We start from the raw sequence: 23,776 nt of genomic DNA, 5'->3' as shown, positions 1-23,776 counted from the left end.
ATTTGGTTCTTGAGTCCCCCGGCACCTCAGTATCGCGCGTACGCGCGGGCGTTACTTGGTTCGTGGACAGACCGCTTTCCCGTGTTCGCTCTTGGCGGGCACGAAGGAGGCGTCTTCGAGACGCATGCTCAGCGCGCGCTTCGTCTTCGGATCCCAGAGGGACACACGGTCACCCTTGGGCCCGAAGGTGAGCAGCGGGCGGTCCGCGGGGAGGGTGCCGCCGTAGACGGGGGCGTCCTTCTCTTTCGGCCGTACGCACGTGAAGTTGGCCTTGAGGCCGTAGTAGGCGCCGGGGGTCTTGTACTCCGTGACGGCGGCGCGGGCGTTCTCGCCGGAGTCGGCGGCGCGGTCGGTGACGGCGGCCGCCAGCAGCCAGCCCGTGAGCGCCCCGACGTACATGCCGATGAGCACGGCGGTGCCGAAGGCGGTGCCGGAGCGTGCCGTGGTCCGGTACACCCAGCCGCTGGCGCCGATCCCGGCGAGCAGCCCGTACAGGAACGCGGCCGACACCCATGCCCCGGCCATCAGACCGTCCGGCCATGCCCCGGTCGAGACCTCCCCGGACAGGTCGAAGGCCGACAGATAGCCCGCGTACATCGACTGCCCCACCTGCGGAATCGCGGCGAAGGCAGTGGGTACGACGACCGGGAGCGCCCAGGGCAGGACGGCGCGCAGGGCGGTGGACTGACGGTAGATGAAGACGATGCCGGCGACGAGTCGGCTGCTGAGCGCGCCACCGATCCCGAGGACGAGGCCCACGCCCATGTCGGCCCACCAAGAATCACCGCCGATCGGCAGGTATCGGATGGCCAGATAGGCGATGGCGACCGCGGCAGCGGCCGAGAGGCAGTGCGCCAGTGCGATCGGCGGCGCACTGTTGATCCGCGCCGGCCGCACCTCATGCTTCAGCGGGTCGAACGGCGGCCACGCCGGCGAGTGCGAGGCCGCCGCGGCCAGCGCGTCCGCCTCGGGCGCGTCCTCCGGAATCCGGATCACGCGCTCGGGCTGCGGATCCTCCTCCGTGCCGCCGCTCTCGATGCCCAGCCATTCCTTGAGCCGCTCGCGCGGTGTGGGGACCCGCTTGGGATGGAGCTTCCACGTGATGTGCGGGTCCGGCCGGTGCTGGATGAGCGCCGCGTCCCGTACATGCAGGGCGAGTTCCCTGGCGTAGGAGAGGTCCATCACCTGGTGCAGCGCGTGCTGGGCGGCGCCGTCGCGCGCGCCGATGAGGCGCACCTCGACGATCCTTGGGACGTACGAAGGTGTCACCTCACCCGGCGCGTACTCACCCGGCTTGGGCTCCCTGACCGGCCAGCCCCGTGCGGTCAACTGGCTCTCCGCGAGCGCCAGTTCATCCGGGTCCTCCTGGATCTCCACGAGGACGCGCACGCGGTAGTCGAACGGCAGCCCATTGTCGGCGGCCTGGCTGCCGGCGTCCGAGTCGGCCGGGGGAGCGTCTCCCCGCAGCCGCTGCTGTATCCGCTCACGCAAGCGGGACCGCCCTCGCTGCATGACGCGCCTCCCCCGAGAAGTCCCCTGTGGCCGATCGAGACTGCCGCCGATCAGGACCGCGGCCGATCAGCCAGAAGGTACCCAACTCCGGGGAAACAAGGCACTGTTGGCGCGGGCTACGCCCGCCACGGCAGTTCCGCCGTCACCGTCGTCGGCCCGCCCGCCGGCGAGTTCACGACCAGGATCCCGTCGACCGCGTCGAGCCGCTCGGCGAGCCCCGCGAGGCCGGAGCCCGACGTCACGTCGGCGCCGCCCGCGCCGTTGTCGGTGACCTGGAGCATCAGCCGGTCCTCGACATGCCAGACGTCGACGGTGCCGCGCGTCGCCCGCGCGTGCTTGGAGATGTTCTGCAGGAGCTCGGAGACCGTGAAGTACGCGATGCCCTCGATCGCGGCGGCGGGACGCGCGGGCAGATCCACCTCGACCTGCACCGGAACCGTGCACCGTGCGGCGAGCGCGGAGAGCGCCGCGTCCAGGCCGCGGTCGGTGAGGACCGCCGGATGGATGCCGCGGGCCAGGTCGCGCAGCTCCTGGAGAGCGACCTTCACCTCGCCGTGCGCCTCGTCCACCATGCGCGCCGCGGCCTCGGGGTCCTCCGCCAGCTTCTCCTTGGCCAGACCCAGGTCCATGGCGAGCGCCACCAGGCGGGCCTGCGCGCCGTCGTGCAGATCGCGCTCGATACGGCGCAGATCGGCGGCCGCGGTGTCCACGACGACGCCGCGGTCCGACTCCAGCTCGACGACCCGCGTCGCCAGGCTCGACGGGCCGAGCAGGCCGACCACCATGACGCGGTCGACGGTGGTCAGGGCCCGGATGATCCAGGGGGTGGCCAGCGTGATCAGCAGTCCTATGAGGGCGGTGACACCGATCTCGAAGGGGTTGTCCAGGTAGATGCGGTGACCGTCGTCGCCGTAGAGCTGGATGCCGCCCTGGTCCCCGTACGCCGGGAAGAGCCACTGCCACAGCGGATACGTCAGGAGCGTCCAGCCGCTCGACCAGAAGACCAGCGACACGCTGAACGAGAAGACCGCCCACGGCATGTGGAGCACCGAGTAAAGGACGTGCCGCCAGGAGACACCGCTCTTGAGGACGGCGCCCATCCATCCCATCGGCCCGCGGTTCTTGGGCCGCAGCGGCTCCGGGTTCGCCACCTCGACGCCGAGCAGCGAGCGCGCCCGCACCCGCTCGAGGGCGCCGATGCCCCGGCAGCCGGCCAGACCGGCGGCCAGCACCGGGATCCCGATGAACGTGATCAGCAGGCCGGCACCGAGCGACAGCATCGTGATCGCGTACGTGAAGGTGACGATGCTGATGGGCAGGCTGAGCAGCACATATCCGAACTCCTTCCAGGCCCGGGCCTGGAACGGCGCGCGCAGCCCGGCGGGGATCCGGCGCCGGCGCTCATCGAGGTCGGAACCCCGGAACTCCGAACGGTCCATGCGTCCGTACTCCTGTCCGTACTCCTGTCCGTACTCCGTGGCCATCGGTGCCGTCCGTTTCTGCTCGGTCGCTGCTCGGTCGCTGCTGGGGCGCTGCTGGGTCGTGCGCTGTCTATGACCAGCCTGCTGGCCTGGGCGGATCCGGACCATGTGGTGGGTGGGTGTCTTCGACCGGGGGTTTTCCCTACCCCTGGTCGCGGTCCCGCCACGGCAGCTCCGCCGTGATCGTCGTCGGACCGCCCTGCGGCGAGTCGATGATGAACAGGCCGTCGACCGCGCCGAGCCGGTCCGCGAGCCCCGCCATGCCCGTGCCCCCGTCGAGGCTCGCGCCGCCGTGGCCGTCGTCCCCCACCTGGATGAGCAGGCGCTGGTCGGAGCGCCACACCTCCACGGAAGCCGTGCGCGCGCCGCTGTGCTTGCTGACGTTCTGCAGCAGCTCGGAGACCGTGAAGTACGCGATGCCCTCGATCGCGGCGGCCGGGCGGTCGGGCAGATCGGCCGTCACCTTCACCGGGACCGTGCACCGCGAGGCCACGGAGGAGAGCGCCGCGTCCAGGCCGCGGTCGGTGAGGACCGCCGGGTGGATGCCGCGGGCCAGGTCGCGCAGCTCCTGGAGGGCGAGTTTCACCTCGCCGTGCGCCTCGTCGACCATCGCGGCCGCGGCGTCGGGGTCCTCGAGGAGCTTCTCCTTGGCCAGGCCGAGGCCCATGGCGAGCGCGACCAGGCGGGCCTGCGCCCCGTCGTGCAGATCGCGCTCGATGCGGCGCAGATCGGCGGCGGCGGTGTCGACCACGACGCCCCGGTCCGACTCCAGTTCGGCGATGCGCCGCTCCAGTTCGTCGGAGGGCGAGAGAAGGCCGCGCGCCATCGCCCGGTCGGCGTTGGTCAGACCGCGCGCGACGTAGGGGAGTACGGGCCAGAACACGAAGAGGCCGGTGAAGGCGACGGTGAAGGTCACCACGCCCCAGGGCAGCCGGATGAACTCGTACAGCATCGCGCGCCAGCCCACCGGGTCCTTCAGGCTCGACCACAGCCAGCTGAAGAAGCCGTGCCCGTGCTGTCTCGGCAGCGGACTCGGCTCCTCGATCCGCAGCCCGAGCAGCCCCCTGGCGCGGGCCCGCTCCGCCTTGCCGAGCTGCCGCGCGCCGATCAGCGCGCCCGCGAGCAGCGGCAGACCGATGACCGTCACGGACAGACCGCCGCCCACCGCCACGGCCACGGTCACATAGACGAAACCGGCCACGCCCAGCGGCAGATTGGCGAGGAGGTGCGCGATCTCCTTCCAGGTGTGCCGGTCGTACGCCGCGAAGCGGGCGGGCGGCGGGGACACCGAGGACGCGGACGGAGAAGGGGACATGGTGCTTGCGGTCATATGCGCAAGGGTGCCCGGCCCGCCGCTCCGGCGCCATGAGGTTGACCGCCAAGCTGGGCGGGGGATAACCCCACCCGTCCTGACCGAAGCGTGACGCTCTGCTTACCTTGCCTTTAGCAGGCCCTAGACTCCCGTGCGTACAGATCGTCGAACAGTGATCAATGAACTGTGATCACTGAACGGTGATCAATTTCAGAGGCGGTCGGGGACTGTCGGGGAGTGAAGGGGCTGACGTGCACGTGACGAACGTCGCGGCGAGCTACTACCAGTCGTACTCCGTCGTCGGACTGCTCGCCGTCGTGGGCGTGCTGTTCGTCGCCGTCGCCTTCGGTGCGGGGCGGCTGTTGCGGCCCGTCGTGCCGACCCCGGAGAAACTCCTGACGTACGAGTGCGGCGTCGACCCGGTCGGCGAGGGCTGGGCCCACACCCAGGTCCGCTACTACGTCTACGCGTTCCTCTACGTCATCTTCGCCGTCGACTCGATCTTCCTCTTTCCGTGGGCGACGGTCTTCGCCGCGCCCGGCTACGGTGCCACGACGCTGGTGGAGATGTTCATCTTCCTCGGCTTCCTGACCGTGGGTCTGCTGTACGCATACAAGAAGGGCGTCCTGACGTGGACGTGACCCCCTCGGAGCCTGTGCTGCTCCCCGAGCCGAAGAAGCTGGGCGTGCTCTCGCGCCTCGCCCCCGAGCCGATGAAGGTGGTCCTCAACTGGGGCCGCCGGTACTCCCTCTGGGTCTTCAACTTCGGTCTCGCCTGCTGCGCCATCGAATTCATCGCCGCGTCCATGGCGCGCCACGACTTCATCAGGCTCGGCGTCATCCCCTTCGCGCCGGGCCCGCGCCAGGCCGACCTGATGGTCGTGTCCGGCACGGTCACGGACAAGATGGCCCCCGCCGTGAAGCGCCTGTACGAGCAGATGCCCGAGCCGAAGTACGTGATCTCCTTCGGCGCCTGCTCCAACTGCGGCGGCCCCTACTGGGACTCGTACTCCGTCACCAAGGGCGTCGACCAGATCATCCCGGTCGACGTGTACGTCCCCGGCTGCCCGCCTCGTCCCGAAGCCCTTCTCCAGGGGATCCTCAAGCTCCAGGAGAAGATCGCGCGGGAGTCGCTGGGGGAGCGGTACGGGAGCGGTGCGCGGCCTTCGGCGGCGGCGCTGCAGAGCGGCTTGGTGAAGCCGCCTTCTGCGCCTTCTGTCTCGGGGGAGGGCACGGCATGACCGGCTGGCTGCCGAGCCCCGTCGAGGAGCTCTTCGGTGCGGAGGCGACGGCCGACGAGTCGTACGACCTCCTGACGGTGGACGTACCGCCCTCCTCCTGGATCGCCGCGCTCGAAACCGCTCGCACGACCCTGACCTGCACCTACTTCGACTGGCTGAGCGCGGTCGACGAGCCGGGCACGGGCTTCCTCGTCTCCGCCCACGTCGTCGCCCTCTCTCCGGTACGCCGTCTCCTCATCCGTACGACCGTTCCGCACGACGCCCCGGTCCTGCCGACCGCGGTCGGCGTCTACGCGGGCGCGGGCTGGCACGAGCGGGAGACGCACGAGATGTTCGGCATCGGCTTCGAAGGCCACCCGAACCTGGTGCCGCTGCTCCTCCCCGACACTTTCGAGGGTCACCCTCTCCGCAAGGACTTCGTACTCGCCGCCCGTGTCGCGAAGGCCTGGCCGGGCGCCAAGGAGCCGGGGGAGTCGGAGCACGGCGGCCCCAAGCGCCGCCAGATGCTGCCCCCCGGCGTACCGGACCCGAACGAATGGGGCCCTCTGAAGGGCCAACTCCCCGCGGCCCCGGCCCGCCCGGCCCGCGGCGCGGCCCGCGCGGCAGGCGACCGCCCGGCCCGCCGCACCCGCACGGCGGGCGAGGGCTCGGCAAGCCAGTCCGGCACAGCGGAGCAGCCGACCCCGGCCGCCCCGGAAGCACCCCGCCCACGCCGATCCCGCAGCGTGAGCCAGGGCTCGGCATCCCAGCGACCGACGCCGGAGGCTGCTCCTTCGGCGCCGGGGACGCCGCCTGCGCCGGAGCCTGAGGTGCCTGCGGCGGCGAAGCCTGAGGGCGAGGCGAAGGCGCCGGTGAAGCCCGAAGCGGAGGTGACCGGGCCGACGAAGCCCGAAGCCGAGGCGAAGCCCGCGGCGGCGAAGCCCGAAGCGGAGTCGACCGCGCCGGTGAAGCCCGAAGCCGAGGTGACCGCGCCGACGAAGCCCGAAGCCGAGGCGAAGCCCGCGGCGGCGCCCCCGTCCGGCTCCGACGCCCCTTGGCACAAGGCGCGCCCGGCGTTCGACGACACCGACCAGCCGAAGCCAGCAACACCGGAAGCGGAGTCGGCCGCCAAGGCGGAGCCGACAGCCCCGGCTGACCAGAAGCCCACGCCGGAGGCCGAGGCGACACCGGAGCAGACGCCGGCACCCGAGCAGACACCTGCGGTCGAGCCGACGCCCCAGCCTGAGTCGACGCCCGGGCCGGCGCCCGCAGTTGAGCCAACGCCCGAGCCCGAGCCGACGCCCAAGACGGTGCCGACAGCTGCACCCGAGGCGGTGCCGACACCTGCGCCCGAGGCGGAGCCGGCACCCGATCCCGAGCGGACGCCCGCAGCCGAGGCGAAGCAGACGCCCCCGCCTGGGCCGACACTCGAGCCGACTGCCGAGGCCGAGCTGGCACCTGAGGCCGAGCCGACGCCCGCACCCGGGCCGGCACCCGAGCCCGAGCCGGCACTCGCCCCCGAGCCGACGGCCGACGCGGATCAGGCACCCGCACCGGCACCCGCACCCGCACCGGCACCCGCACCGGCACCGGCACCCGCACCCGCACCCGCACCCGCACCCGAGCCCACCGTCACCCCCGACCCCGACCCCGCCCCCACCGAAACCCCCGAAGACGACCGCCGCCCAGGAGGCACGGAGTGAACGACACTCTCGACGTTGCCCTGCGGCTTCTCATCGTCTTCGCCGTATTCATGGTCCTGCCCCTGGTCATCGGCCAGACCGAGCACAAGGTGATGGCCCACATGCAGGGCCGCCTCGGCCCCATGTACGCCGGTGGTTTCCACGGCTGGGCCCAGCTCGTCGCGGACGGCGTGAAGTTCGCGCAGAAGGAAGACGTCGTACCGGCCGACGCCGACCGCCGCATCTTCCAGCTCGCCCCCGCCGTCGCCCTGCTGCCCTACCTCCTCGTCCTCGTGGCCATCCCCATCGGCCCGAGCGAAGGCGCCGTCGGCCAACTCGTCGACGCCGGCATCTTCTTCGTCCTCGCGGTCATGGGCATCGGCGTACTCGGCTCGCTGATGGCCGGCTGGGCCAGCGCCAACAAGTTCTCCCTCCTCGGCGGCCTGCGCACCGCCGCCCAGCTCCTCGCGTACGAACTCCCGATGCTGCTCGCCGCGGCCTCGGTCGCGATGGCCGCCGGGACGGTCTCGCTGCCCGGCATCCTCAACGCCTTCCAGTGGTGGTGGCTGCCCTGGCAGATCGTCGGCGCCCTCGTCTTCTTCATCGCGGGCCTCGCCGAACTGCAGCGCCCGCCCTTCGACATGCCGGTCGCCGACTCGGAGATCATCTTCGGCGCGTACACGGAGTACACGGGCCTCCGCTTCGCCCTCTTCCTGCTCGCCGAGTACGCCGGAATCGTCGTCCTCTGCGGCCTCACCACCGTCCTCTTCCTCGGCGGCTGGCACGGCCCCTGGGGCGCCGACGGCCTCGGCTGGGTCTGGACCCTCCTCAAGACCGGCGTGCTCGCCTTCCTCGTGATCTGGCTACGCGTCAGTTACCCCCGTCTCCGCGAGGACCAGCTCCAGAAGTTCTCCTGGACCCTCCTCGTCCCGCTCGCCCTCGCGCAGATCGCGCTCACCGGAATCGTGAAGGTGGCGATCAACTAATGCCTCCGATCCCTGGCAGCGGCCTGGCCAAGGGCCTCGCCGTCACCCTCCGCACGATGACGAAGAAGACCGTCACCCAGCAGTACCCGGAGCACCAGCCCGAACTACCGCCCCGAACCCGAGGCGTCATCGGGCTCTTCGAGGAGAACTGCACGGTCTGCATGCTGTGCGCCCGCGAGTGCCCGGACTGGTGCATCTACATCGACTCCCACAAGGAGACGGTCCCGCCGGCCGTCGAGGGCGGCCGCGAGCGCAGCCGCAACGTCCTCGACCGCTTCGCCATCGACTTCTCCCTCTGCATGTACTGCGGCATCTGCATCGAGGTCTGCCCCTTCGACGCCCTGTTCTGGTCCCCGGAGTTCGAGTACGCCGAGACCGACATCCACGAACTCACCCACGAGCGCGACAAGCTCCGCGACTGGATGTGGACCGTGCCGGCCCCGCCCGCCCTGGTCCCCACCGCCGAGGAGCCCAAGGAGATCGCCACCGCCCGCAAGGCCGCGGAGAAGCTCGCCGCGGCCCAGCAGGCCCCGGCACCCGGACCGGAGGGAGACGCGTGACCCTCACAACAGCCTCCGAAGCGGCGGCCAAGGCCGTCGAGAGCCAGGGCTTCCTCTCCCCGACGGGAGTGGAGATCGCCTTCCTCCTGGTCGGTCTTGTCACCCTCGGCTCGGCGATCGTCACCGTCACCACCAAGCAGCTGGTGCACGCCGCCCTGTGGCTGGTGGCCACGCTCGGCGGCCTGGCCGTCGAGTACCTCCTGCTCACCGCCGAGTTCATCGCCTGGGTGCAGGTACTGATCTACGTCGGTTCCGTCGTCGTCCTCCTCCTGTTCGGTCTGATGCTCACGCGGGCCCCCATCGGCCGCTCCCCGGACGCCGATTCGGGCAACCGCCCGGTCGCGCTCGCGGTGGCCGTCCTCGCGGCCGCCGCCCTGGTCTGGGTCGTCGTCGACGCCTTCCGGACGACCTGGATCGACCTCGACCGCGCCGCCGACGAAGCCCAGGGCTCCACCGCCGTGACCGGAAAGTTCCTCTTCCAGCACTGGGTACTGCCCTTCGAGGCTCTCTCGGTCCTGCTCCTCGCCGCCCTGGTCGGCGCGATCGTCCTCTCCCGCAGGAACGCCCGCATGACCCGGCTGAACAACACCCCCGGCGACACCCGCACGAACGGTGCCCCCAGCGACAAGGAGCAGCGCTGATGCACCTCGCCTATCCCGCCGTCCTGGCCGTCCTCCTCTTCTGCGTAGGCCTCTACGGAGTACTCGCCCGCCGCAACGCGATCCTGGTCCTGATGTCCGTCGAGCTGATGCTCAACGCCGTCAACCTCAACCTGGTCGCCTTCGACGTCTGGCTGCGCGACGCCCTCCACTCCGGCCAGGCCCTGACCCTCTTCACCATCGCCATCGCCGCCGCCGAGATCGGCATCGGCCTCGCGATCGTCCTCGCCGTCTACCGCAACCGCGGCTCCTCCGCCGTCGACGACCTCCGCGACACCGCCGAGGGCCCCGAAGACCCCGAAGACGATGCCGAGGGCGCGGCCACCGAAGAGCCCGCCCCGGCAGAGAAGTCGCAGAAGTCGCAGAAGGCTGAGGCCACCGCGTGACCACGACCACCCTCGCCGTACTCGTCCCCCTCCTGCCGTTCCTCGGCGCGGCCGCCGGCCTGCTGCTCGGCCGCACGATCCCCGGACTCGTACGCCCCCTCGCGGTGCTGCCCACGCTGGCCGCGCTCGTCCTCGCCGTCCTGGTCGCCTTCCGGCACGGCGGCGGCGCCGACATCGATTCCGCCACCGAGCTCACCCCGACCGGCTCGGTCCCCATCGAACTCGCCCTGCACATCGACGGCTTCGCCGCCCTGGTCGCCGTACTGGTCGGCGTCGTCGCCTCCTGCGTGCAGATCTACTCGACGGGCTACCTGCGCGACGACCCGCGCTACCCCTCGTACGCCGCTCTCGTCTCCCTCTTCACCTCCGCGATGCTGCTCGTCGTCTACTCCGGCGACCTGATGGTGCTCCTGGTCGGCTGGGAGATCATGGGCATCTGCTCGTACTTCCTCGTCGGCCACTACTGGGAGACGCCCGAGGCACGCGCCGCCTCCCTCAAGGCCTTCCTGGTCACCAAGCTCGGCGACGTCCCCTTCCTGATCGGCCTGTTCGCCCTGGCCGTCGACGCGGGCTCCTTCCGCATCACGACCGTCCTCGCGACGGTCGCGGACGGCGGCCTCGACCACCCCACGCTCATCGCCCTGCTGCTCCTCGCGGGCGTGGCCGGCAAGTCCGCGCAGTTCCCGCTGCACACCTGGCTGCCCGACGCGATGGCGGGCCCCACGCCCGTCTCCGCGCTCATCCACGCCGCGACGATGGTCGCCGCCGGTGTCTACTTCGTGGCCCGTCTCCTCCCGGTCTTCGCCGCGTCGTCGGCGGCCCTGGTCGTCCTCGCCGTCATGGCCGCCGTCACGATGGCCGGCTCGGCCCTCGCCGCGCTCGCCCAGGACGACATCAAGCGCGTCCTCGCGTACTCGACGATCGGCCAGCTCGGCTATCTGACCGGCGCCCTCGCCGTCGGCGAACGCGGCGCCGCCGTCTTCCACCTCCTGTCGCACGGCGCCTTCAAGGCGCTCCTCTTCCTCGGCGCGGGCGTGATCATCCACGCCGCCGGCACCAACTCCCTCGCCGCGATGTCCCGGATGAAGGGCCTGCGCGACCGCGTCCCCGACGCCTTCTGGACGATGACCGTGGCGCTCTTCGCGCTCGCCGCGATCCCGCCGTTCAGCGGCTTCTTCTCCAAGGAAGCCGTCCTGGGCGCCGCCGAGCACGCGGCCACCGGTCACTCCGAGACCGCGCCCTCCGCCGCGGGCTGGATCGTCCTCGTCGCCGGTCTGCTCACCGCCCTCCTCACCGCCGCCTACGCGACGCGCCTGTGGCTCCTCGCCTTCAACGGCAAGGGAGTCGAAGCCCCCGACCACGGCAGGCAGCCCGTCACGATGACCGCCGTGCTCTGGGTGCTCGCCGTCCCCTCACTCGCTTTCGGCCTCACCGTCGGCGTCCTGCCGGACTGGTTCGACGGCCACGAGCTCACCCCGACCCTCACCACCTCCGTCCTCGGCACGGGACTCGCCCTCGTCGGCGGGCTCGTCACGTACGGCGCGTGGCGTCACACCACGGCGCTCGCCGCCCGTGTCCCGATGGGTGCGGTCGCCGCCGACGCGGAGGCCGACGGCGGGCTCGTCGAGGCAGAGGCCATCGCCACGCACGCTCCGGCCTACGGAGACGTGGCCGCCGCCCATGACCCGGCCGACCCGGGCCGCCTCCTGCTCGGCCCGCTGCACCGGCACGCCGCCGTCGGCTTCCACGTCGACGCCGTCTACTCCGCCCTGTTCGTGCGCCCCGTCCGGGCGGCCGCGAGCCTCGTCCGGTTCCTCGACCGCGAGGTCGTCGACACGTACGTACGCGGCGCGGGCACCGCACCCCGCTGGCTCGGCACGGCCGTCCGCCGCGCCCAGACCGGCAATGTGCAGACCTACCTGAGCGCGCTGCTCGCAGGCACCGTCGTCCTGGCTGTCGCCGCCGTCCTCGTCGCCACCGTCGGAGCGTGAGCAGCCGTGATCGATATCAGCGAATCCGTGATGCAGTTCCTTCTCGCATTGATCGTCGTCGGCCCGCTCATCGGCGCCGTCGCCGCTCTCCTGCCGGCCCCGCCCGGACTGAAGGGGAAGTCGCCCGACCAGGCCGTGCTCCGCCACGGCGTGACCGTGACCGGCGCCGTCCTCATCGCCGCGATCGTCCTCGCGCTCGGCTTCGACCACGACCAGCCGTCGAAGATGCAGGCCACGACCGATATCAGCTGGATCCCCGCACTCGACGTGCGCATCCACCTCGGCGTCGACGGCATCTCGCTCCCCCTTCTGGTCCTGACCGCGCTGTTGACCTTCCTCTGCGCGCTGTACTCCTACTTCAAAATGCCGACTGGGCCGTCCCCCAAGGCATTTGTGGCACTGATCCTCGTGCTCGAGTCCGGCACCCTCGCGACCTTCGCCGTCCTCGATCTGCTGCTGTTCTTCCTGGCGTTCGAGATGGTGCTCATCCCGATGTACTTCCTCATCGCCCGCTGGGGCGGTGAGCAACGGGTCCAAGCCGCTTGGAAGTTCATCCTCTTCACGCTGCTCGGCTCCGTCGTGATGCTGCTCGGTCTCCTCCTCATCGGCCTGAATTCCGGCACATTCGACATGGTGGCACTCGCCACTGACAACGGCCGTGGGCTGACAACATCCGTGCAGGTCATCGCAGTTCTGGCGATCGGGATCGGCCTCGCGGTCAAGACGCCGATGTGGCCGCTGCACAGCTGGCTGCCGGACGCGCACACCGCCGCGCCCACCGTCGGCTCGGTCCTGCTGGCCGGCGTGCTGCTGAAGATGGGCACGTACGGGTTCGTCCGCATCCTGCTGCCCATCACGCCCGACGGGATGAGCACCTTCGCGCCGTACCTCGCGGCCTTCGCGGTCGTCGGGATCATTTACGGATCGCTTGCCTGCCTCGCGCTCGCCAAGCAGGGCGCGAAGGGAGACCTCAAGCGCCTCATCGCCTACTCGTCCGTGGGCCACATGGGCTTCGTGCTCCTCGGCATCTCGACGATGAGCCCGACCGGCGTGAACGGCGCGCTGTTCGCCAACATCGCGCACGGCCTCATCACCGGCCTGCTGTTCTTCCTCGTCGGCGCGCTGAAGGACCGCACCGGCACCAGCGACCTCGACACCCTCGCGCAGGAGTCGGGCGCCGCGCTCTACGGCAAGGCCCCCCGCCTCGGCGGCCTGCTCGCCTTCGGCGCGGTCGCCTCGCTCGGCCTTCCGGGCCTCGCCGGGTTCTGGGGCGAAATGCTCGCCCTGTTCGGCGCGTTCAAGCCCGCCGACGACCTCAGCCGCCCGGCCTTCCTCACGTTCATGGCGATCGCCGCCTTCGGCACCCTGCTCACCGCCGCGTACATGCTCATCGTCGTACGCCGCGTCTGCATGGGCCCGATGCCGCAGGGCGCCGCCGCGACCGAATCCCCGGCGCTCGCCGACGTCCAGGGCTATGAGTTCGCCGCCTGGACCCCGCTCGTCGCCCTCACCGTCCTCGCCGGACTCTGGCCCGCCGCGCTGCTCGGCCTCACCGACCCGGCCGTGCAGCAGCTCCTCGCAGGAGGCAAGTCGTGACCGTGGCCGCCGAAAGCGCCGCCAGTGTCGTCCAGTCCGTCGACTGGCTGGCGATCGCCCCGCCCACCATCGCGGCGGTCGTCGGTCTCCTCGTGCTCGTCGCCGACCTCTTCGTGGGCGACAAGAAGAAGGCGCTGCTCGGCTGGATCTCCGTGGCGGGACTGGCAGCGGCCGCGCTGTCGCTGCTTCCGATCCTGAACGACGACCGGTCGACCTTCTGCCTGACCGGCGGTGCGGACGCCTGCAGTTACACGGCCGACCGCTTCACGCTCGTCATCCAGCTCCTCGTCCTGGGCGGCGCCCTGCTGGCCGCGCTCCTGTCGATGACCGCCCTCAAGGACGCGAACGGCACCAAGAGGGAACTCCCCGAGGGGGAGTTCTGGTTCCTGCTGCTGTCCTCGGCGGCGGGCGCCGCGCTGCTGCCGGCCTCCCGTGACCTCGCGACCCTCGTCGTCGCCCTGGAGGTCGCCTCGCTGCCCGCCTTCGCGCTCGTCGGCCTCAGGCACGGCGACAAGCGGTCCTCCGAAGCGGCCCTGAAGTTCTTCCTGTCCTCGGTCGCCGCGACCGCCGTGACGCTGATGGGCGTCAGCTTCGTGTACGCCGCGACCGGCACCCTGCACCTCACCGAGATCGCCACCGAACTCCGCACCGTGGACGGGCAGCTGGACACGCTCGCCCAGACCGGCGTCGCCCTCACCCTCGTCGGCTTCGCCTTCAAGGTGGCGGCCGTGCCCTTCCACTTCTGGGTACCCGACACCTACGTAGGCGCCCCCTTGCCGGTGGCGGCCTACCTCTCCGTGGTCGGCAAGGCGGTCGGCTTCACCGGCCTGATCCTCGTCACCGTCGTCGCCTTCCCCTCGTACGCGGACGTGTGGGGCCCGGCGCTCGCCGTGCTCGCCGCCCTCACCATGACCGCGGGCAACGTGGCGGCGCTGCGGCAGCAGGCCACGCGCGCGTACAGCGCGGTCCGGCTGCTCGCCTGGTCCTCGGTCGGCCAGGCCGGCTACCTCCTGGTGCCGATCGCCGCCGCCGGCTACGCGGACAACCCCGCGGAGGCCGAGAAGGCCATCGGCTCCACCGTCGCGTACGCCCTGATGTACGCGGCAGTGAACCTCGGAGCCTTCGCCGTGGCCGCGCTCGTCGGCCGCACACAGCGCCTGAACCGTGTCAGCGACTACCGGGGCCTGTACGCCAGGAGCCCGCTGTCCGCCCTGGTGCTCGGCTTCTTCCTGCTCTGCCTCGCGGGCCTGCCGCCGGGCATCATCGGCCTCTTCGCGAAGGTCACCGTCTTCTCGGCGGCGGTCGACGCGGGCCTCGGCTGGCTCGCCGTGGTGATGGCCGTGAACGTGGTGATCGCGCTCTTCTACTACCTCCAGTGGACCGCGCTGCTGTTCCGCGCCCCCGAGGGCGAGCCGGTGAAGCACCGCGTGCCCGCCCCGTTGACGGCAGCCATCGCCCTGACCGCGGTCCTCGGCGTCGCCCTCTCCGGAGCGCCGCAACTCGTCCTGAGGTTCGCGGACACCGGCCTCTTCTGACGATCCCCTTCCTCCAAGGCCGCTCGGGGCCTCACCCGAGCGGCCCACACCGCTCCTGCGCGCACAAGGGAACTAGTGCTCCCCGCCTGGCGTTGACCAGTACGGGAGGGTCCACTGAAGAGTGGAAGCACCAGTAGGCAGAGGGTTCCCCCACGCACCATCAGGAGGGCGTACCGTGCACCGCCGGCACAACGGGCTGAAGACCGCCGTACTCCTCGGGGGACTGTCCGCTCTCATCCTCGTCATCGGCAGTTTCTTCGGACGTACGGGCCTGATCGTCGCGCTCTTCGTGGCGCTCGGCACCAACGCGTACGCGTACTGGAACAGCGACAAGCTCGCCCTGCGCGCCATGCGCGCGCGCCCGGTGAGCGAATTCGAGGCGCCCGAGCTGTACCGCATGGTCCGCGAGCTCTCCACCCAGGCCCGCCAGCCCATGCCCCGCCTCTACATCTCACCGACCGAGGCCCCCAACGCCTTCGCGACGGGCCGCAATCCGCGCAATGCCGCGGTCTGCTGCACCGAAGGCATCCTGCGGCTCCTGGACGAGCGCGAGCTCCGGGGCGTCATCGGCCACGAGCTCAGCCACGTCTACAACCGGGACATCCTGATCTCGTCCGTCGCGGGCGCGCTCGCCTCGGTGATCATGTTCCTGGTCAACTTCGCCTGGCTGATCCCCATCGGCCGCTCGAACGACAACGAAGGCCCCGGCATCTTCGGCATGCTCCTGATCATGCTCCTCGGACCGCTCGCCGCCTCCGTCATCCAGCTCGCGATCAGCCGCTCCAGGGAGTACGAGGCCGACGCGGCCGGTGCGCAACTCACCGGCGATCCGCTGGCCCTTGCGAGCGCCCTGCGTAAGCTCGACGTGGGCACGAAGCAGCTCCCGCTGCCTCCTGAGCCACGCCTTGAGACGGCAAGTCACATGATGATTGCGAACCCTTTCCGTCCGGGGCAGGGCATGTCCAAGATGTTCTCCACGCATCCGCCGATGGCGGAGCGCATCTCCCGGCTCGAGCAGATGGCAGGTCGCCAGCAGTGAAGACAATCCTCAACGTCATTTGGCTCGTCCTGTGCGGGTTCTGGATGTTCATCGGTTATCTGGTGGCGGGGCTGCTCCTGTGCATCACGATCATCGGCATCCCGTTCGGCCTCGCCAGCTTCCGGATCGGCCGCTATGCCCTGTGGCCCTTCGGCTACACGACAGTTGAGCGCCGCGACGCGGGCGCGCCGTCCTGCGTCGGCAACGTCCTGTGGCTGATCCTGGCGGGCTGGTGGCTCGCCATCGGCCACATCGTCACCGGATTCCTCCTGTGCGTCACGATCATCGGCATCCCGCTCGGCGTCGCCAACTTCAAGCTCATCCCGGTGTCGTTGATGCCGCTGGGCCGCGAAATCGTGCGCACGGACCAGCCGTTCGCCTCGCGCTAGAGCCGACTGCCGCCTCGGCGGCCACGCGGAGCTCGATTGTCAGTGCCGTGGTCCACCATGAACGCATGACGGACATCGAGGAGTTGCTGGCCCGCGTCGCCGCCGAGGCCCGGACCACCCGGCCCTGGGGCTGGGACGCGCTGCCCGCTCCCGCGAGCGCGAGCACCCTGGCCGGGGCGGAGGCCGCCCTCGGTTTCCGCGTCCCGCCGCTGCTCGCCGCCCTCTACACCCGGATAGGCGACGGCGGATTCGGCCCGGAATACGGCCTGTTGCCCCTGCTCGAGGGCAACTCGTCCGGAGGTGAGCCCTCCGTCGTCGAGAAGTACGCCGGGATGCGCGGCTCCGACTGGGGCTGGCCCGAGGGCGTGCTTCCGATATCCCACTGGGGCTGCGGGATGTACGCCTGCGTGGACTGCCGCGGCGAGTCCGCCCAGGTCCTGCTGTTCGAGCCGAACGGCGGCGACCCGGACCACGTCTGGTTCCTCGACTCCCCGAGCCTCGCCGACTGGCTGACCACCTGGCTCGACGGCACCGGCTGGTACGAGGAGGACAACGACGACCTGGACCTTCCCCCCTGTGTCGTACACCGCACCTAATCGATCACCGCAACCGCGCCACTCCGCAGTGACGTCCTTCAGGACAACAGCGCACAAAAGCTCACCGCGCGAGAAAGGCCGGGTCACTGCATGGGCATCATCAGCTGGATCGTTCTGGGGCTGCTGGCCGGCGCCGCCGCCAAACTGCTGCTCCCCGGCCGCGACCCGGGCGGCTTCATCGGCACGACCGTCATCGGCATCGCGGGCGCCTTCATCGGCGGCTGGATCTCCGCCCGCTACCTCGACCGCCCGATCACCAACCACTTCTACGACGGCGCCACCTGGGCGGCGGCCATCGGCGGCTCCCTCGTCCTGCTCGTCGGCTACCGCATCCTCTTCGGCCACTCACGCCGCTGAGACCAGGCGCCGTTCCCCCGATCTGCGGCCAGCAGCGAGGGCGGGCACCCGGCCTGGGTGCCCGCCCTCCGTAGTCGTACGACCGTGAACTACCGGTAGTTGGCGAACTGCACCGCGAAGTCGAAGTCCTGCCCCTTGAGCAGCGCCTGCACGGCCTGCAGGTCGTCCCGGCTCTTCGAGCTGACCCGCAGCTCGTCGCCCTGGACCTGCGCCTTGACGCCCTTGGGGCCCTCATCACGGATGATCTTGGCGACCTTCTTGGCATTCTCCTGGGAGATGCCCTCCTCGATCGAGGCGAAGATCTTGTACTCCTTGCCGGACAACTGCGGCTCGCCCGCGTCCAGCGACTTCAGCGAGATGCCACGCTTGATCAGCTTGGACTGGAAGATGTCGAGGATCGCCTTGACCCGCTCCTCGCCGTTCGCCTCCATCAGGATCTTCTCGCCGGACCAGGCGATCGAGGCGCCCGTGCCCTTGAAGTCGTAGCGCTGCGAGATCTCCTTGGCGGCCTGGTTGAGGGCGTTGTCGACCTCCTGCCGCTCGACCTTCGAGACGATGTCGAAACTGGAGTCGGCCATGTCCTGTGGCTCCTTGTATCGGGGTCTGCGTACTCAGCTGGTGCACGGCCGTCGGTCCCTGGCCGCACCCGCAAAGCCTAGCCACCGCCCCCCGGCCGGGCGCTGATCAATCGGGTGGCGAAGCACCCCTACCCATCAGGTAAGGTTTACGTCGTTGCCACGGAGCGCCGCGCAAGCGGAACAGGGGCAGCAAACTTGGCGGTGTGCCCGAGCGGCCAAAGGGAGCAGACTGTAAATCTGCCGGCTCAGCCTTCCCAGGTTCGAATCCTGGCGCCGCCACACGGGAACGAAGGGCCCGTGACCTGCGAGAAATCCAGGTCACGGGCCCTTCGTCATGTCTCCCTGCGACAGACTTTCTGTCTCACTCCGTCTCGCATTCGAACGCCCCGTCTCGAAGTGTGTGGACGGGCCGTGGACGGGCTTGGGCGGCTGGTCAGCCGTGCAGCCCCAGGCGAGCGGAGATCTTGGCGTTAGCGGCCTCGTCTCCGCCGCTGAGGAACTTGGCGTAGACGCGGAACAGTACGGCGATGCTGTGGCCGGCGCGCTTGGCCACGAGCTGGGGCTCCACGCCTGAGCTGAGCCAGGTGGAGACAGCCGCGTGACGAAGGTCATACGGCCGCTTGGCCAGTGACGACTCCCGTTGTCCGGGCGTGAGCGCCCGTGATCGGGCTTCTGCCCAGACTTCGCCGTATCCGGTGTCCTGGATCAGCCCGCCGCGCTGGGTGCGGAACAGGCGGCCGTCAGGGGCCACGCCGTACGCCGTGACGTGCCACCGGAGCAGAGCGACCAGGTCGGGCGGGATGGGGACCGGCCGGACCGCCTTGCGCGGGCGGTGCTTCAGTCCCCGCTTCTCGTGGGATTCGCCGCTGTCCGTCCACGCTGAACCCGATCGTGGGCGTGTCTCGCGGATCCGCAGCATGCCCCACCCACGGCGCGGCAGGTCGCAGTCTTGGAGCCGGAGCCCGATGACTTCCGCCGGCCGTGCTGCGGCGTAGTACATGCAACCGAAGAACCCCACCAGACGACGACCGCGGGGACTCTGGTCCCGTACGGCCGCCAGGAGCTTCGCAGCCTGCCCGGGGTCCGGCACGCAGGCCGGGTCGACCTCCTCTTCGACTTGCTCGGGAGCCTTCCAATTGAGCCGGGGGAGCGGGTTCTCCGAGATGAGATCGGCCTCTACCGCGTACTCCAGAGCGTTGTAGAAGATCGCCCTCTTCCTGCGGATCGTTCCGGCGGCCGCAGTCTTGCCGTCCAGTTTCTTCGAGGCAGCATCGAGGGCGGCCCGCGCGACCAGGCGGTCTGAGAGTGCCGACGCGGGGAGGGACTTCCGCTCGAACCAGGCGAGAACCTTGGCGACCTCGGGCGGCGGCTCTTCGTCCCAGCGGTTCTTGTTGAACGCCCAGCTATAGAGGGCGGTGCGTACGGCTCTGGCATCGGCCATGCCCTTCGTGTCCTTCACCAGAGCGGGCGTGACGGTCGCCATCGCTTCGGCCAGGGTCCGCCGGGTGGAGCCGGGGGAGTGGGTCCACTTCATCTCGATGTACCGGCGGGCGTGCTCGTACCAAGAGATGTCCCGTTCCTTTACGACCAGGGATTTAGGCAGCCCGCTGGTGACATCGAACGGCTCTCCCTCGCGGGCTGCGGTGATGAGCTGGGCCCGGCGGCTCTCCGCCAGGCCCAGCGTCAGGAACGACTCCGAGTGAGGGCGTAGGCCCACCTTCCAGCGGAGTTGGTACGGCTTCCGGTAGTCGCGCTTCCGGATGGCCCAGATCTTGACGGTGTAGCTCCACTCGGTCACGCGGCGTCCAGTTCTTCCAGGAAGGCGTCCAGAACGCTGCGGCGCATCCGTACGCGGCCGGTCGGTGTGTGTTTCGCCAGGGGGCCGTAGCCCCGATCGCGCCAGCGGTACCAAGTGGCGCGGCTTATGCCGATTTCTTCGAGCGCGTCGGTGAGGGGCACCCATTCGTCGATGGGGGCGCGTCGCCGGCGGGTAGCGGTTGCCATGCGGGATCTCCTTGGACAGAAGGAGGGACAGACGAAGGGAGGGAGGAGCTCGGGCCCCTCCCTCCCAGGTCCGCTACATCCGCTACATCCGCTACAGGGCAGGTCAGGGGCCTGTTTCCTGTAGCGGATGGGCGGGATGTAGCGGATAGGTGGCGCTACGCGCTGCGGTGAGCTGCGGCGGATGTAGCGGCTTCTGCGGAGATGTAGCGGATGCCGGGAAGCTCTTCCGCTACGTTTTCACCCCCGCTGACCTGCGGTGTAGCGGATGTAGCGGGTGTAGCGGACTTCTCGGGGGGTGGGGGGCAGTAGCGGAGCCACGCGTCGGCGAGATCTTCGGCGTAGTAGCCCTTCGGGACGCCCAGTGGAGTGCGGATCGAGCGGGGCCGGATGGCCTTGTTGTCGGCCGTGACGTACTCCCCGAGCATCTTGGACAGCACGCGCGGCGTGAGGACCTTGCCGTTGCCGTCCAGATCGGCCCAGGGGGCGTCGTCGATCGCGCAGAGCGCCTTGATGATCTCGGCGGTGGCCAACCGGTCGGCGCCGCAGAACACGCGGTCGCGCAGGTCCGTCAGGAGCTGCACCCCGAGAGAGGCTTTGTCCTCTTCTCTGGCGGTGATGACGAGATCGATGCAGGCGGCCCGTGCCCGCTCGGGCCAGTCGCCTCCTGCCGCGTCGGCGACGGCGAGCAGGGGCTCCCACACATCGGCGGGGCGGTCGGTCACGCCCTCGGGCATGGCCGGCCAGGCATCTTGGAGGCTCTCGCGCACGGTGTCGGCCCACTGCGCGAGAGAGTCACGCAGCGCGTTGCCCTGCTGCTCGTGCACGCGCCGCCGGTAGGGCTCGATCGTTTCGTTGGGGGCGCGCTTGCGCATCCGGACGATGATCGAGCGCGTCAGGATCGTGTCCGGCAGCGAGCCGAGCCCGGCCATGGCGACGGCGCAGTAGGAGGAGAACTCCTGCACGGTCTGGTTGGCCCCGTCACCGACGCAGCGCCACATCCCAACGCCGCGGCGGTGCCCGGCGTTCAGGAATCCCCGCAGGGGTTCGTTGTCCCCTGCCTTGGGGCCGAACACCGTGTCGACCTCGTCAAAGAGGATCGTGGGACGGGCATCGCCGGCGACCGAGCGGAACATGGCTGAGGCAGAAGCCTGTGCGGCAACCATGCGGTTGGGCACGAGCGTTTCCACGATCTCCAGCGCCCTGCTCTTCCCGGAGCCGGGCTCCGGGGAAAGGAAGGCGATGCGCGGAGTGGAGTCGAACGCGTCGATCAGGTGGGCGTGCGCGTCCCAGAGCGCGACGGCGACGTAGGCGGCCTCACGGGGAAAGACGTTGAAGCGTCGGTGGAACGCTTCGACCTCGTCGAGCAGGGCGGCTCCGTCGATGGACGGCGCGGCCTCGGGGGTGCTGGTCATGCGGCGTTCCTCCCTTCCTGAGTGGTGCGGAGCGGGCAGTGGTCGCGGTGGGCGGTGTGGTGGTCAATGAGGGCGAGAACCTTGCGGTGGCCGACGGCACTGCGGTCCCAGCCGCACAGGCACTTGGAAGTGGCGGTGGGGGTGGCGCCGCGGGGCGCGTGGATGCTCAGCCAGGCCACGGGATAGCGCCCATCACCGGCAGACGGGCCGCTTCGGTGCTGTTCGTGGGGAAGGGCTGAAAGGACGCCCTGACGGGCGACTTCCTTTCGGCCGCCCACCCGATCCGGGGCTCCGGCGCTGTCCGCGGAGTCGAGCGGGGATGGCGTGCTGGGGAGGCTTTTCAGGCGCGCGCGGGGTGAGGTGGTCATGCGGCCTCCCGCGGGCGGGCGGTGCGAATCGACCAGTTCAGGGCGCTGCGAATGGTGGCCCTGCACTCGGACACGGACAGTCCGGCCGCCTCCCCGGCCGCCTGAAAAGCCTCCTCCACCACGTGCCGGGGGATCTCGCCCCAGGCCACGAAGCGACCCAGCGCGCGGGCGCCCTCCAACAGCCGCTGATTGCGGCCCCCTTCACCGGTCCGGGCGACCTGGTCGGCCTCCCGATCCAGGGCGGCTTTCGCGCGACGACTTGCCGTGCCGGGTACGAGCAGCGGCGCGAGCCGCGCCGGACCGGATGCCGCGGCCGGGGCCTGGAGGAGTGTGTGGAGCCAGCCGGGCAACTCTGCGACGGGGCCGTCGACGTCGACCGCGTACGCACCCTGGGGGGTGTGGCTTCCGGCGGCGACGATGTTGCCGCCCCAGGCGCGGGTGTCGATGTGGTCGGCGAGGGTTCCCGCTGTGCTCGGCAGGTGGTGGCGGGTGTGGAAGTACAGGTGCAGGCCGCCGCTGGGGGTCCGCACCGTGTAGGTGGCAGGCCACCGGGCGTCGGCGCGCTCGCAGAGCGCCTGGAAGTTCGTCGCGCCGCAAGGCGCGTCCGAACCGTCCTTCCCCTTGGGAATGTCGAGATCGACGACCAAGAGGCGGGCAGGGCCGGGGGCGATGCCGACGTTGAACGCACCGGTCTGCCAGGTTCGGCGGATGCGCTCGGGGTCACAGGTGGCGCGCTGCTCCCACTTCACATGCCCGTTGGTGCAGGGTCCGCGGCCGGTGCAAGCGCGTTCGCCGTGCAGGGCCGAACCCTTGGCGCGAGGGCGCAGCGGGTGGACGGGCCAGCCGCGGGCGGCGGCATTGAGCGCTGCGGAGAGCAGCGTGGGGGCGGGTGGATGGGTCATGCTGGGGGTCTCCTCTTCTGTGATGAGGACGGGAGACCGGGGCGGGCCGCGAAGTCTTTGGCGAGATGGGCGGCCCGCTCCGGGCGTCTATGCGGCGGACGTGAAGTGCTCGGCCCGTGCAGGTGCGAGCAGCAGCCGCAGGGCGTGCACGGCCTGGTGCGGCAGCACACCGTTGCCGAGTGCCTTGAGCTGTGCGCTGCGGGAGAGTCCCGGCACGTCGGTGACGTGCCCGGCGGGCAGGCCCATGAGCCATTCCACGAACGGCGGGTTCAGGCGTCCCACAGCGTCAGTTGGCCGGGGAGCGGGGCGTCCGCAGGCGGCTTCCCAGCGGGCGATGGCGGGGCCGTACTCGGCCCAGTCGGCGCCGCCGGGACCGGCAGGCTGGCCACCTCTGCGGCCAGGCATTTGCCGTGTGTCCCGGCTTCCTGTGACGGGCTGCGCTTGGTCTGCCGGTTCTCGCTCTCCGACGCCCTGGGGGTGGGCAGCAGGGAGACGACGTGCCGCAGGTTCATCCCGCCCTGCGCCGCGTGCCCCGGACCGGTGTTCTCGGATGTAGAAGGCGTCGGCAGCAGGGAGACCGCGGTGGGGAGCTGTCCGCTCTGCCCGCCACCGCGCCAGTCCCTGGCGGCCGGGGTCGGCAGGCCAGGCGAGCAGGAAGAGCCGGTTGCGCTGGTGGGCGGCGCCGATGTCGGACGCGCGTACACAGATCCAGTCCGCATCGAACCGGATGCGGGCAAGGTCAGCGAGGACAGTGTCGAATCCGAGAGAAAGGTGCCCTGCGACGTTTTCAAAGACCGCGAGCCGGGGTCGTAGAACGCCAAGGGCACGGGCAATGTCGGGCCAGATGTGGCGGGCATCTTTGGTTCCCTTCCGATGGCCGGCGGAGCTGAAGGGCTGGCACGGGTAGCCGCCGGTGACGATGTCGACCGGCTCCAGGGCGGCCCAGCGGACGGCGGTGATGTCGCCCAGGTTGGGTACGTCCGGGTAGCGGTGGGCCAGGATGCGGGCGGCTCCGGCGTCGTTGTCCGCGACCCAGGCGAGGGAGCCGCCGAAGGTCTGCTGTACGGCCATGTCCAGGCCGCCGTAGCCGGTGCACAGCGAACCGAGCCGCGGTAAGGCGGGAGTGTTCACCACACGGGTCTCCTCTTGTGTGATCAGAACGGGAGACCGGGGCGAGCCGCGAAGTCTTTGGCGAGATGGGCGGCCCGCCCC

At 70.4% G+C, this 23,776-nt stretch carries 24 protein-coding genes and 1 tRNA gene; 15 read left to right on the top strand and 10 right to left on the bottom strand.

What is annotated here, in order from left to right; translation table 11 throughout:
* Positions 1-51 precede the first annotated feature (51 nt).
* The 3 genes from OG453_RS00385 to OG453_RS00375 all read right to left on the bottom strand — a co-directional run bounded on the left by OG453_RS00385 (position 52) and on the right by OG453_RS00375 (position 4,323).
* Positions 52-1,491: a hypothetical protein gene (locus OG453_RS00385; protein ID WP_266863295.1), complete on the bottom strand. Its 1,440-nt coding sequence runs from the start codon at positions 1,489-1,491 to the stop codon at positions 52-54.
* Between the two features lie 137 nt (positions 1,492-1,628).
* Complete coding sequence (locus tag OG453_RS00380; protein ID WP_266863293.1) at positions 1,629-2,996, bottom strand: sensor histidine kinase; 1,368 nt, start codon at positions 2,994-2,996, stop codon at positions 1,629-1,631.
* 139 nt (positions 2,997-3,135) lie between these two features.
* Positions 3,136-4,323, bottom strand: a complete 1,188-nt coding sequence (locus OG453_RS00375; RefSeq protein ID WP_266863291.1) for a sensor histidine kinase — start codon at positions 4,321-4,323, stop codon at positions 3,136-3,138.
* Between the two features lie 233 nt (positions 4,324-4,556).
* Between OG453_RS00375 and OG453_RS00370 the strand changes: the two genes are divergently transcribed.
* From OG453_RS00370 to OG453_RS00305, 14 genes are all read left to right on the top strand, one after another.
* Entirely contained in the window at positions 4,557-4,946 is a 390-nt protein-coding gene (locus OG453_RS00370; RefSeq protein WP_266863289.1) for an NADH-quinone oxidoreductase subunit A, read from the top strand.
* Complete coding sequence (locus OG453_RS00365) at positions 4,937-5,545, top strand: NADH-quinone oxidoreductase subunit B family protein (RefSeq protein ID WP_323178586.1); 609 nt, start codon at positions 4,937-4,939, stop codon at positions 5,543-5,545. Before OG453_RS00370 ends, OG453_RS00365 begins: the two co-directional genes overlap by 10 nt.
* On the top strand, positions 5,542-7,227 hold the full coding sequence (locus OG453_RS00360) for an NADH-quinone oxidoreductase subunit C (RefSeq protein ID WP_266863287.1): 1,686 nt from the start codon (positions 5,542-5,544) through the stop codon (positions 7,225-7,227). The genes OG453_RS00365 and OG453_RS00360 overlap by 4 nt, the downstream gene beginning before the upstream one ends.
* The gene (locus tag OG453_RS00355) at positions 7,224-8,192 is read left to right on the top strand and encodes a complex I subunit 1 family protein (RefSeq protein ID WP_266863285.1); all 969 of its coding nucleotides are present in this window, start codon (positions 7,224-7,226) and stop codon (positions 8,190-8,192) included. The genes OG453_RS00360 and OG453_RS00355 overlap by 4 nt, the downstream gene beginning before the upstream one ends.
* Positions 8,192-8,752 (top strand): NADH-quinone oxidoreductase subunit I, encoded by a 561-nt coding sequence (locus tag OG453_RS00350; protein ID WP_266863283.1) that lies wholly within the window; start codon positions 8,192-8,194, stop codon positions 8,750-8,752. The genes OG453_RS00355 and OG453_RS00350 overlap by 1 nt, the downstream gene beginning before the upstream one ends.
* On the top strand, positions 8,749-9,393 hold the full coding sequence (locus OG453_RS00345; RefSeq protein ID WP_266863281.1) for an NADH-quinone oxidoreductase subunit J: 645 nt from the start codon (positions 8,749-8,751) through the stop codon (positions 9,391-9,393). Before OG453_RS00350 ends, OG453_RS00345 begins: the two co-directional genes overlap by 4 nt.
* Complete coding sequence (nuoK, locus tag OG453_RS00340) at positions 9,393-9,797, top strand: NADH-quinone oxidoreductase subunit NuoK (RefSeq protein WP_266863279.1); 405 nt, start codon at positions 9,393-9,395, stop codon at positions 9,795-9,797. Before OG453_RS00345 ends, nuoK begins: the two co-directional genes overlap by 1 nt.
* Complete coding sequence (locus tag OG453_RS00335) at positions 9,794-11,788, top strand: NADH-quinone oxidoreductase subunit L (RefSeq protein WP_266863277.1); 1,995 nt, start codon at positions 9,794-9,796, stop codon at positions 11,786-11,788. Before nuoK ends, OG453_RS00335 begins: the two co-directional genes overlap by 4 nt.
* A gap of 6 nt (positions 11,789-11,794) precedes the next feature.
* On the top strand, positions 11,795-13,384 hold the full coding sequence (locus OG453_RS00330; RefSeq protein WP_266863275.1) for an NADH-quinone oxidoreductase subunit M: 1,590 nt from the start codon (positions 11,795-11,797) through the stop codon (positions 13,382-13,384).
* The gene (locus OG453_RS00325; protein WP_266863273.1) at positions 13,381-14,919 is read left to right on the top strand and encodes an NADH-quinone oxidoreductase subunit N; all 1,539 of its coding nucleotides are present in this window, start codon (positions 13,381-13,383) and stop codon (positions 14,917-14,919) included. The genes OG453_RS00330 and OG453_RS00325 overlap by 4 nt, the downstream gene beginning before the upstream one ends.
* A 175-nt stretch (positions 14,920-15,094) precedes the next feature.
* Complete coding sequence (gene htpX / locus OG453_RS00320; protein ID WP_266863271.1) at positions 15,095-15,958, top strand: zinc metalloprotease HtpX; 864 nt, start codon at positions 15,095-15,097, stop codon at positions 15,956-15,958.
* Positions 15,955-16,347, top strand: coding sequence for a YccF domain-containing protein (locus OG453_RS00315; protein WP_266863269.1), 393 nt, complete (start codon positions 15,955-15,957; stop codon positions 16,345-16,347). The genes htpX and OG453_RS00315 overlap by 4 nt, the downstream gene beginning before the upstream one ends.
* 65 nt (positions 16,348-16,412) lie before the next feature.
* Positions 16,413-16,943, top strand: a complete 531-nt coding sequence (locus OG453_RS00310) for an SMI1/KNR4 family protein (RefSeq protein WP_266863267.1) — start codon at positions 16,413-16,415, stop codon at positions 16,941-16,943.
* Between the two features lie 90 nt (positions 16,944-17,033).
* A complete protein-coding gene (locus OG453_RS00305) occupies positions 17,034-17,300 on the top strand; it encodes a GlsB/YeaQ/YmgE family stress response membrane protein (protein WP_266863265.1) in 267 nt (88 codons plus the stop codon).
* Positions 17,301-17,389: 89 nt separating this feature from the next.
* On the opposite strand, the gene OG453_RS00300 is transcribed toward OG453_RS00305, so the two are convergent.
* Positions 17,390-17,878 carry a YajQ family cyclic di-GMP-binding protein gene (locus tag OG453_RS00300; protein WP_249588357.1) on the bottom strand — a complete coding sequence of 163 codons (489 nt, stop codon included), beginning with the start codon at positions 17,876-17,878 and terminating at the stop codon, positions 17,390-17,392.
* Positions 17,879-18,075: 197 nt separating this feature from the next.
* On the opposite strand from OG453_RS00300, the gene OG453_RS00295 reads away from it, so the two are divergent.
* Positions 18,076-18,157 (top strand) — tRNA-Tyr (locus tag OG453_RS00295).
* A 154-nt stretch (positions 18,158-18,311) separates the two neighbouring features.
* Here OG453_RS00295 and OG453_RS00290 read toward each other — a convergent pair.
* The 6 genes from OG453_RS00290 to OG453_RS00265 all read right to left on the bottom strand — a co-directional run bounded on the left by OG453_RS00290 (position 18,312) and on the right by OG453_RS00265 (position 23,698).
* Positions 18,312-19,676, bottom strand: a complete 1,365-nt coding sequence (locus tag OG453_RS00290; protein ID WP_266863261.1) for a tyrosine-type recombinase/integrase — start codon at positions 19,674-19,676, stop codon at positions 18,312-18,314.
* A complete protein-coding gene (locus OG453_RS00285; protein ID WP_266863259.1) occupies positions 19,673-19,882 on the bottom strand; it encodes an AlpA family transcriptional regulator in 210 nt (69 codons plus the stop codon). The genes OG453_RS00290 and OG453_RS00285 overlap by 4 nt, the downstream gene beginning before the upstream one ends.
* Positions 19,883-20,037: 155 nt before the next feature.
* Complete coding sequence (locus OG453_RS00280) at positions 20,038-21,294, bottom strand: DUF3631 domain-containing protein (protein WP_266863258.1); 1,257 nt, start codon at positions 21,292-21,294, stop codon at positions 20,038-20,040.
* Positions 21,291-21,473: a hypothetical protein gene (locus tag OG453_RS00275; protein WP_266863256.1), complete on the bottom strand. Its 183-nt coding sequence runs from the start codon at positions 21,471-21,473 to the stop codon at positions 21,291-21,293. The genes OG453_RS00280 and OG453_RS00275 overlap by 4 nt, the downstream gene beginning before the upstream one ends.
* A 185-nt stretch (positions 21,474-21,658) precedes the next feature.
* On the bottom strand, positions 21,659-22,564 hold the full coding sequence (locus tag OG453_RS00270; protein WP_266863254.1) for a bifunctional DNA primase/polymerase: 906 nt from the start codon (positions 22,562-22,564) through the stop codon (positions 21,659-21,661).
* A gap of 87 nt (positions 22,565-22,651) precedes the next feature.
* Positions 22,652-23,698, bottom strand: coding sequence for a DNA cytosine methyltransferase (locus OG453_RS00265; protein ID WP_266863253.1), 1,047 nt, complete (start codon positions 23,696-23,698; stop codon positions 22,652-22,654).
* Positions 23,699-23,776: the final 78 nt, after the last annotated feature.

Source organism: Streptomyces sp. NBC_01381 (genome assembly GCF_026340305.1).
GTDB lineage: Bacteria > Actinomycetota > Actinomycetes > Streptomycetales > Streptomycetaceae > Streptomyces.
The sequence above is the reverse complement of the archived record's forward strand: the minus strand, read 5'-3'. Positions and strand labels throughout refer to the sequence as shown.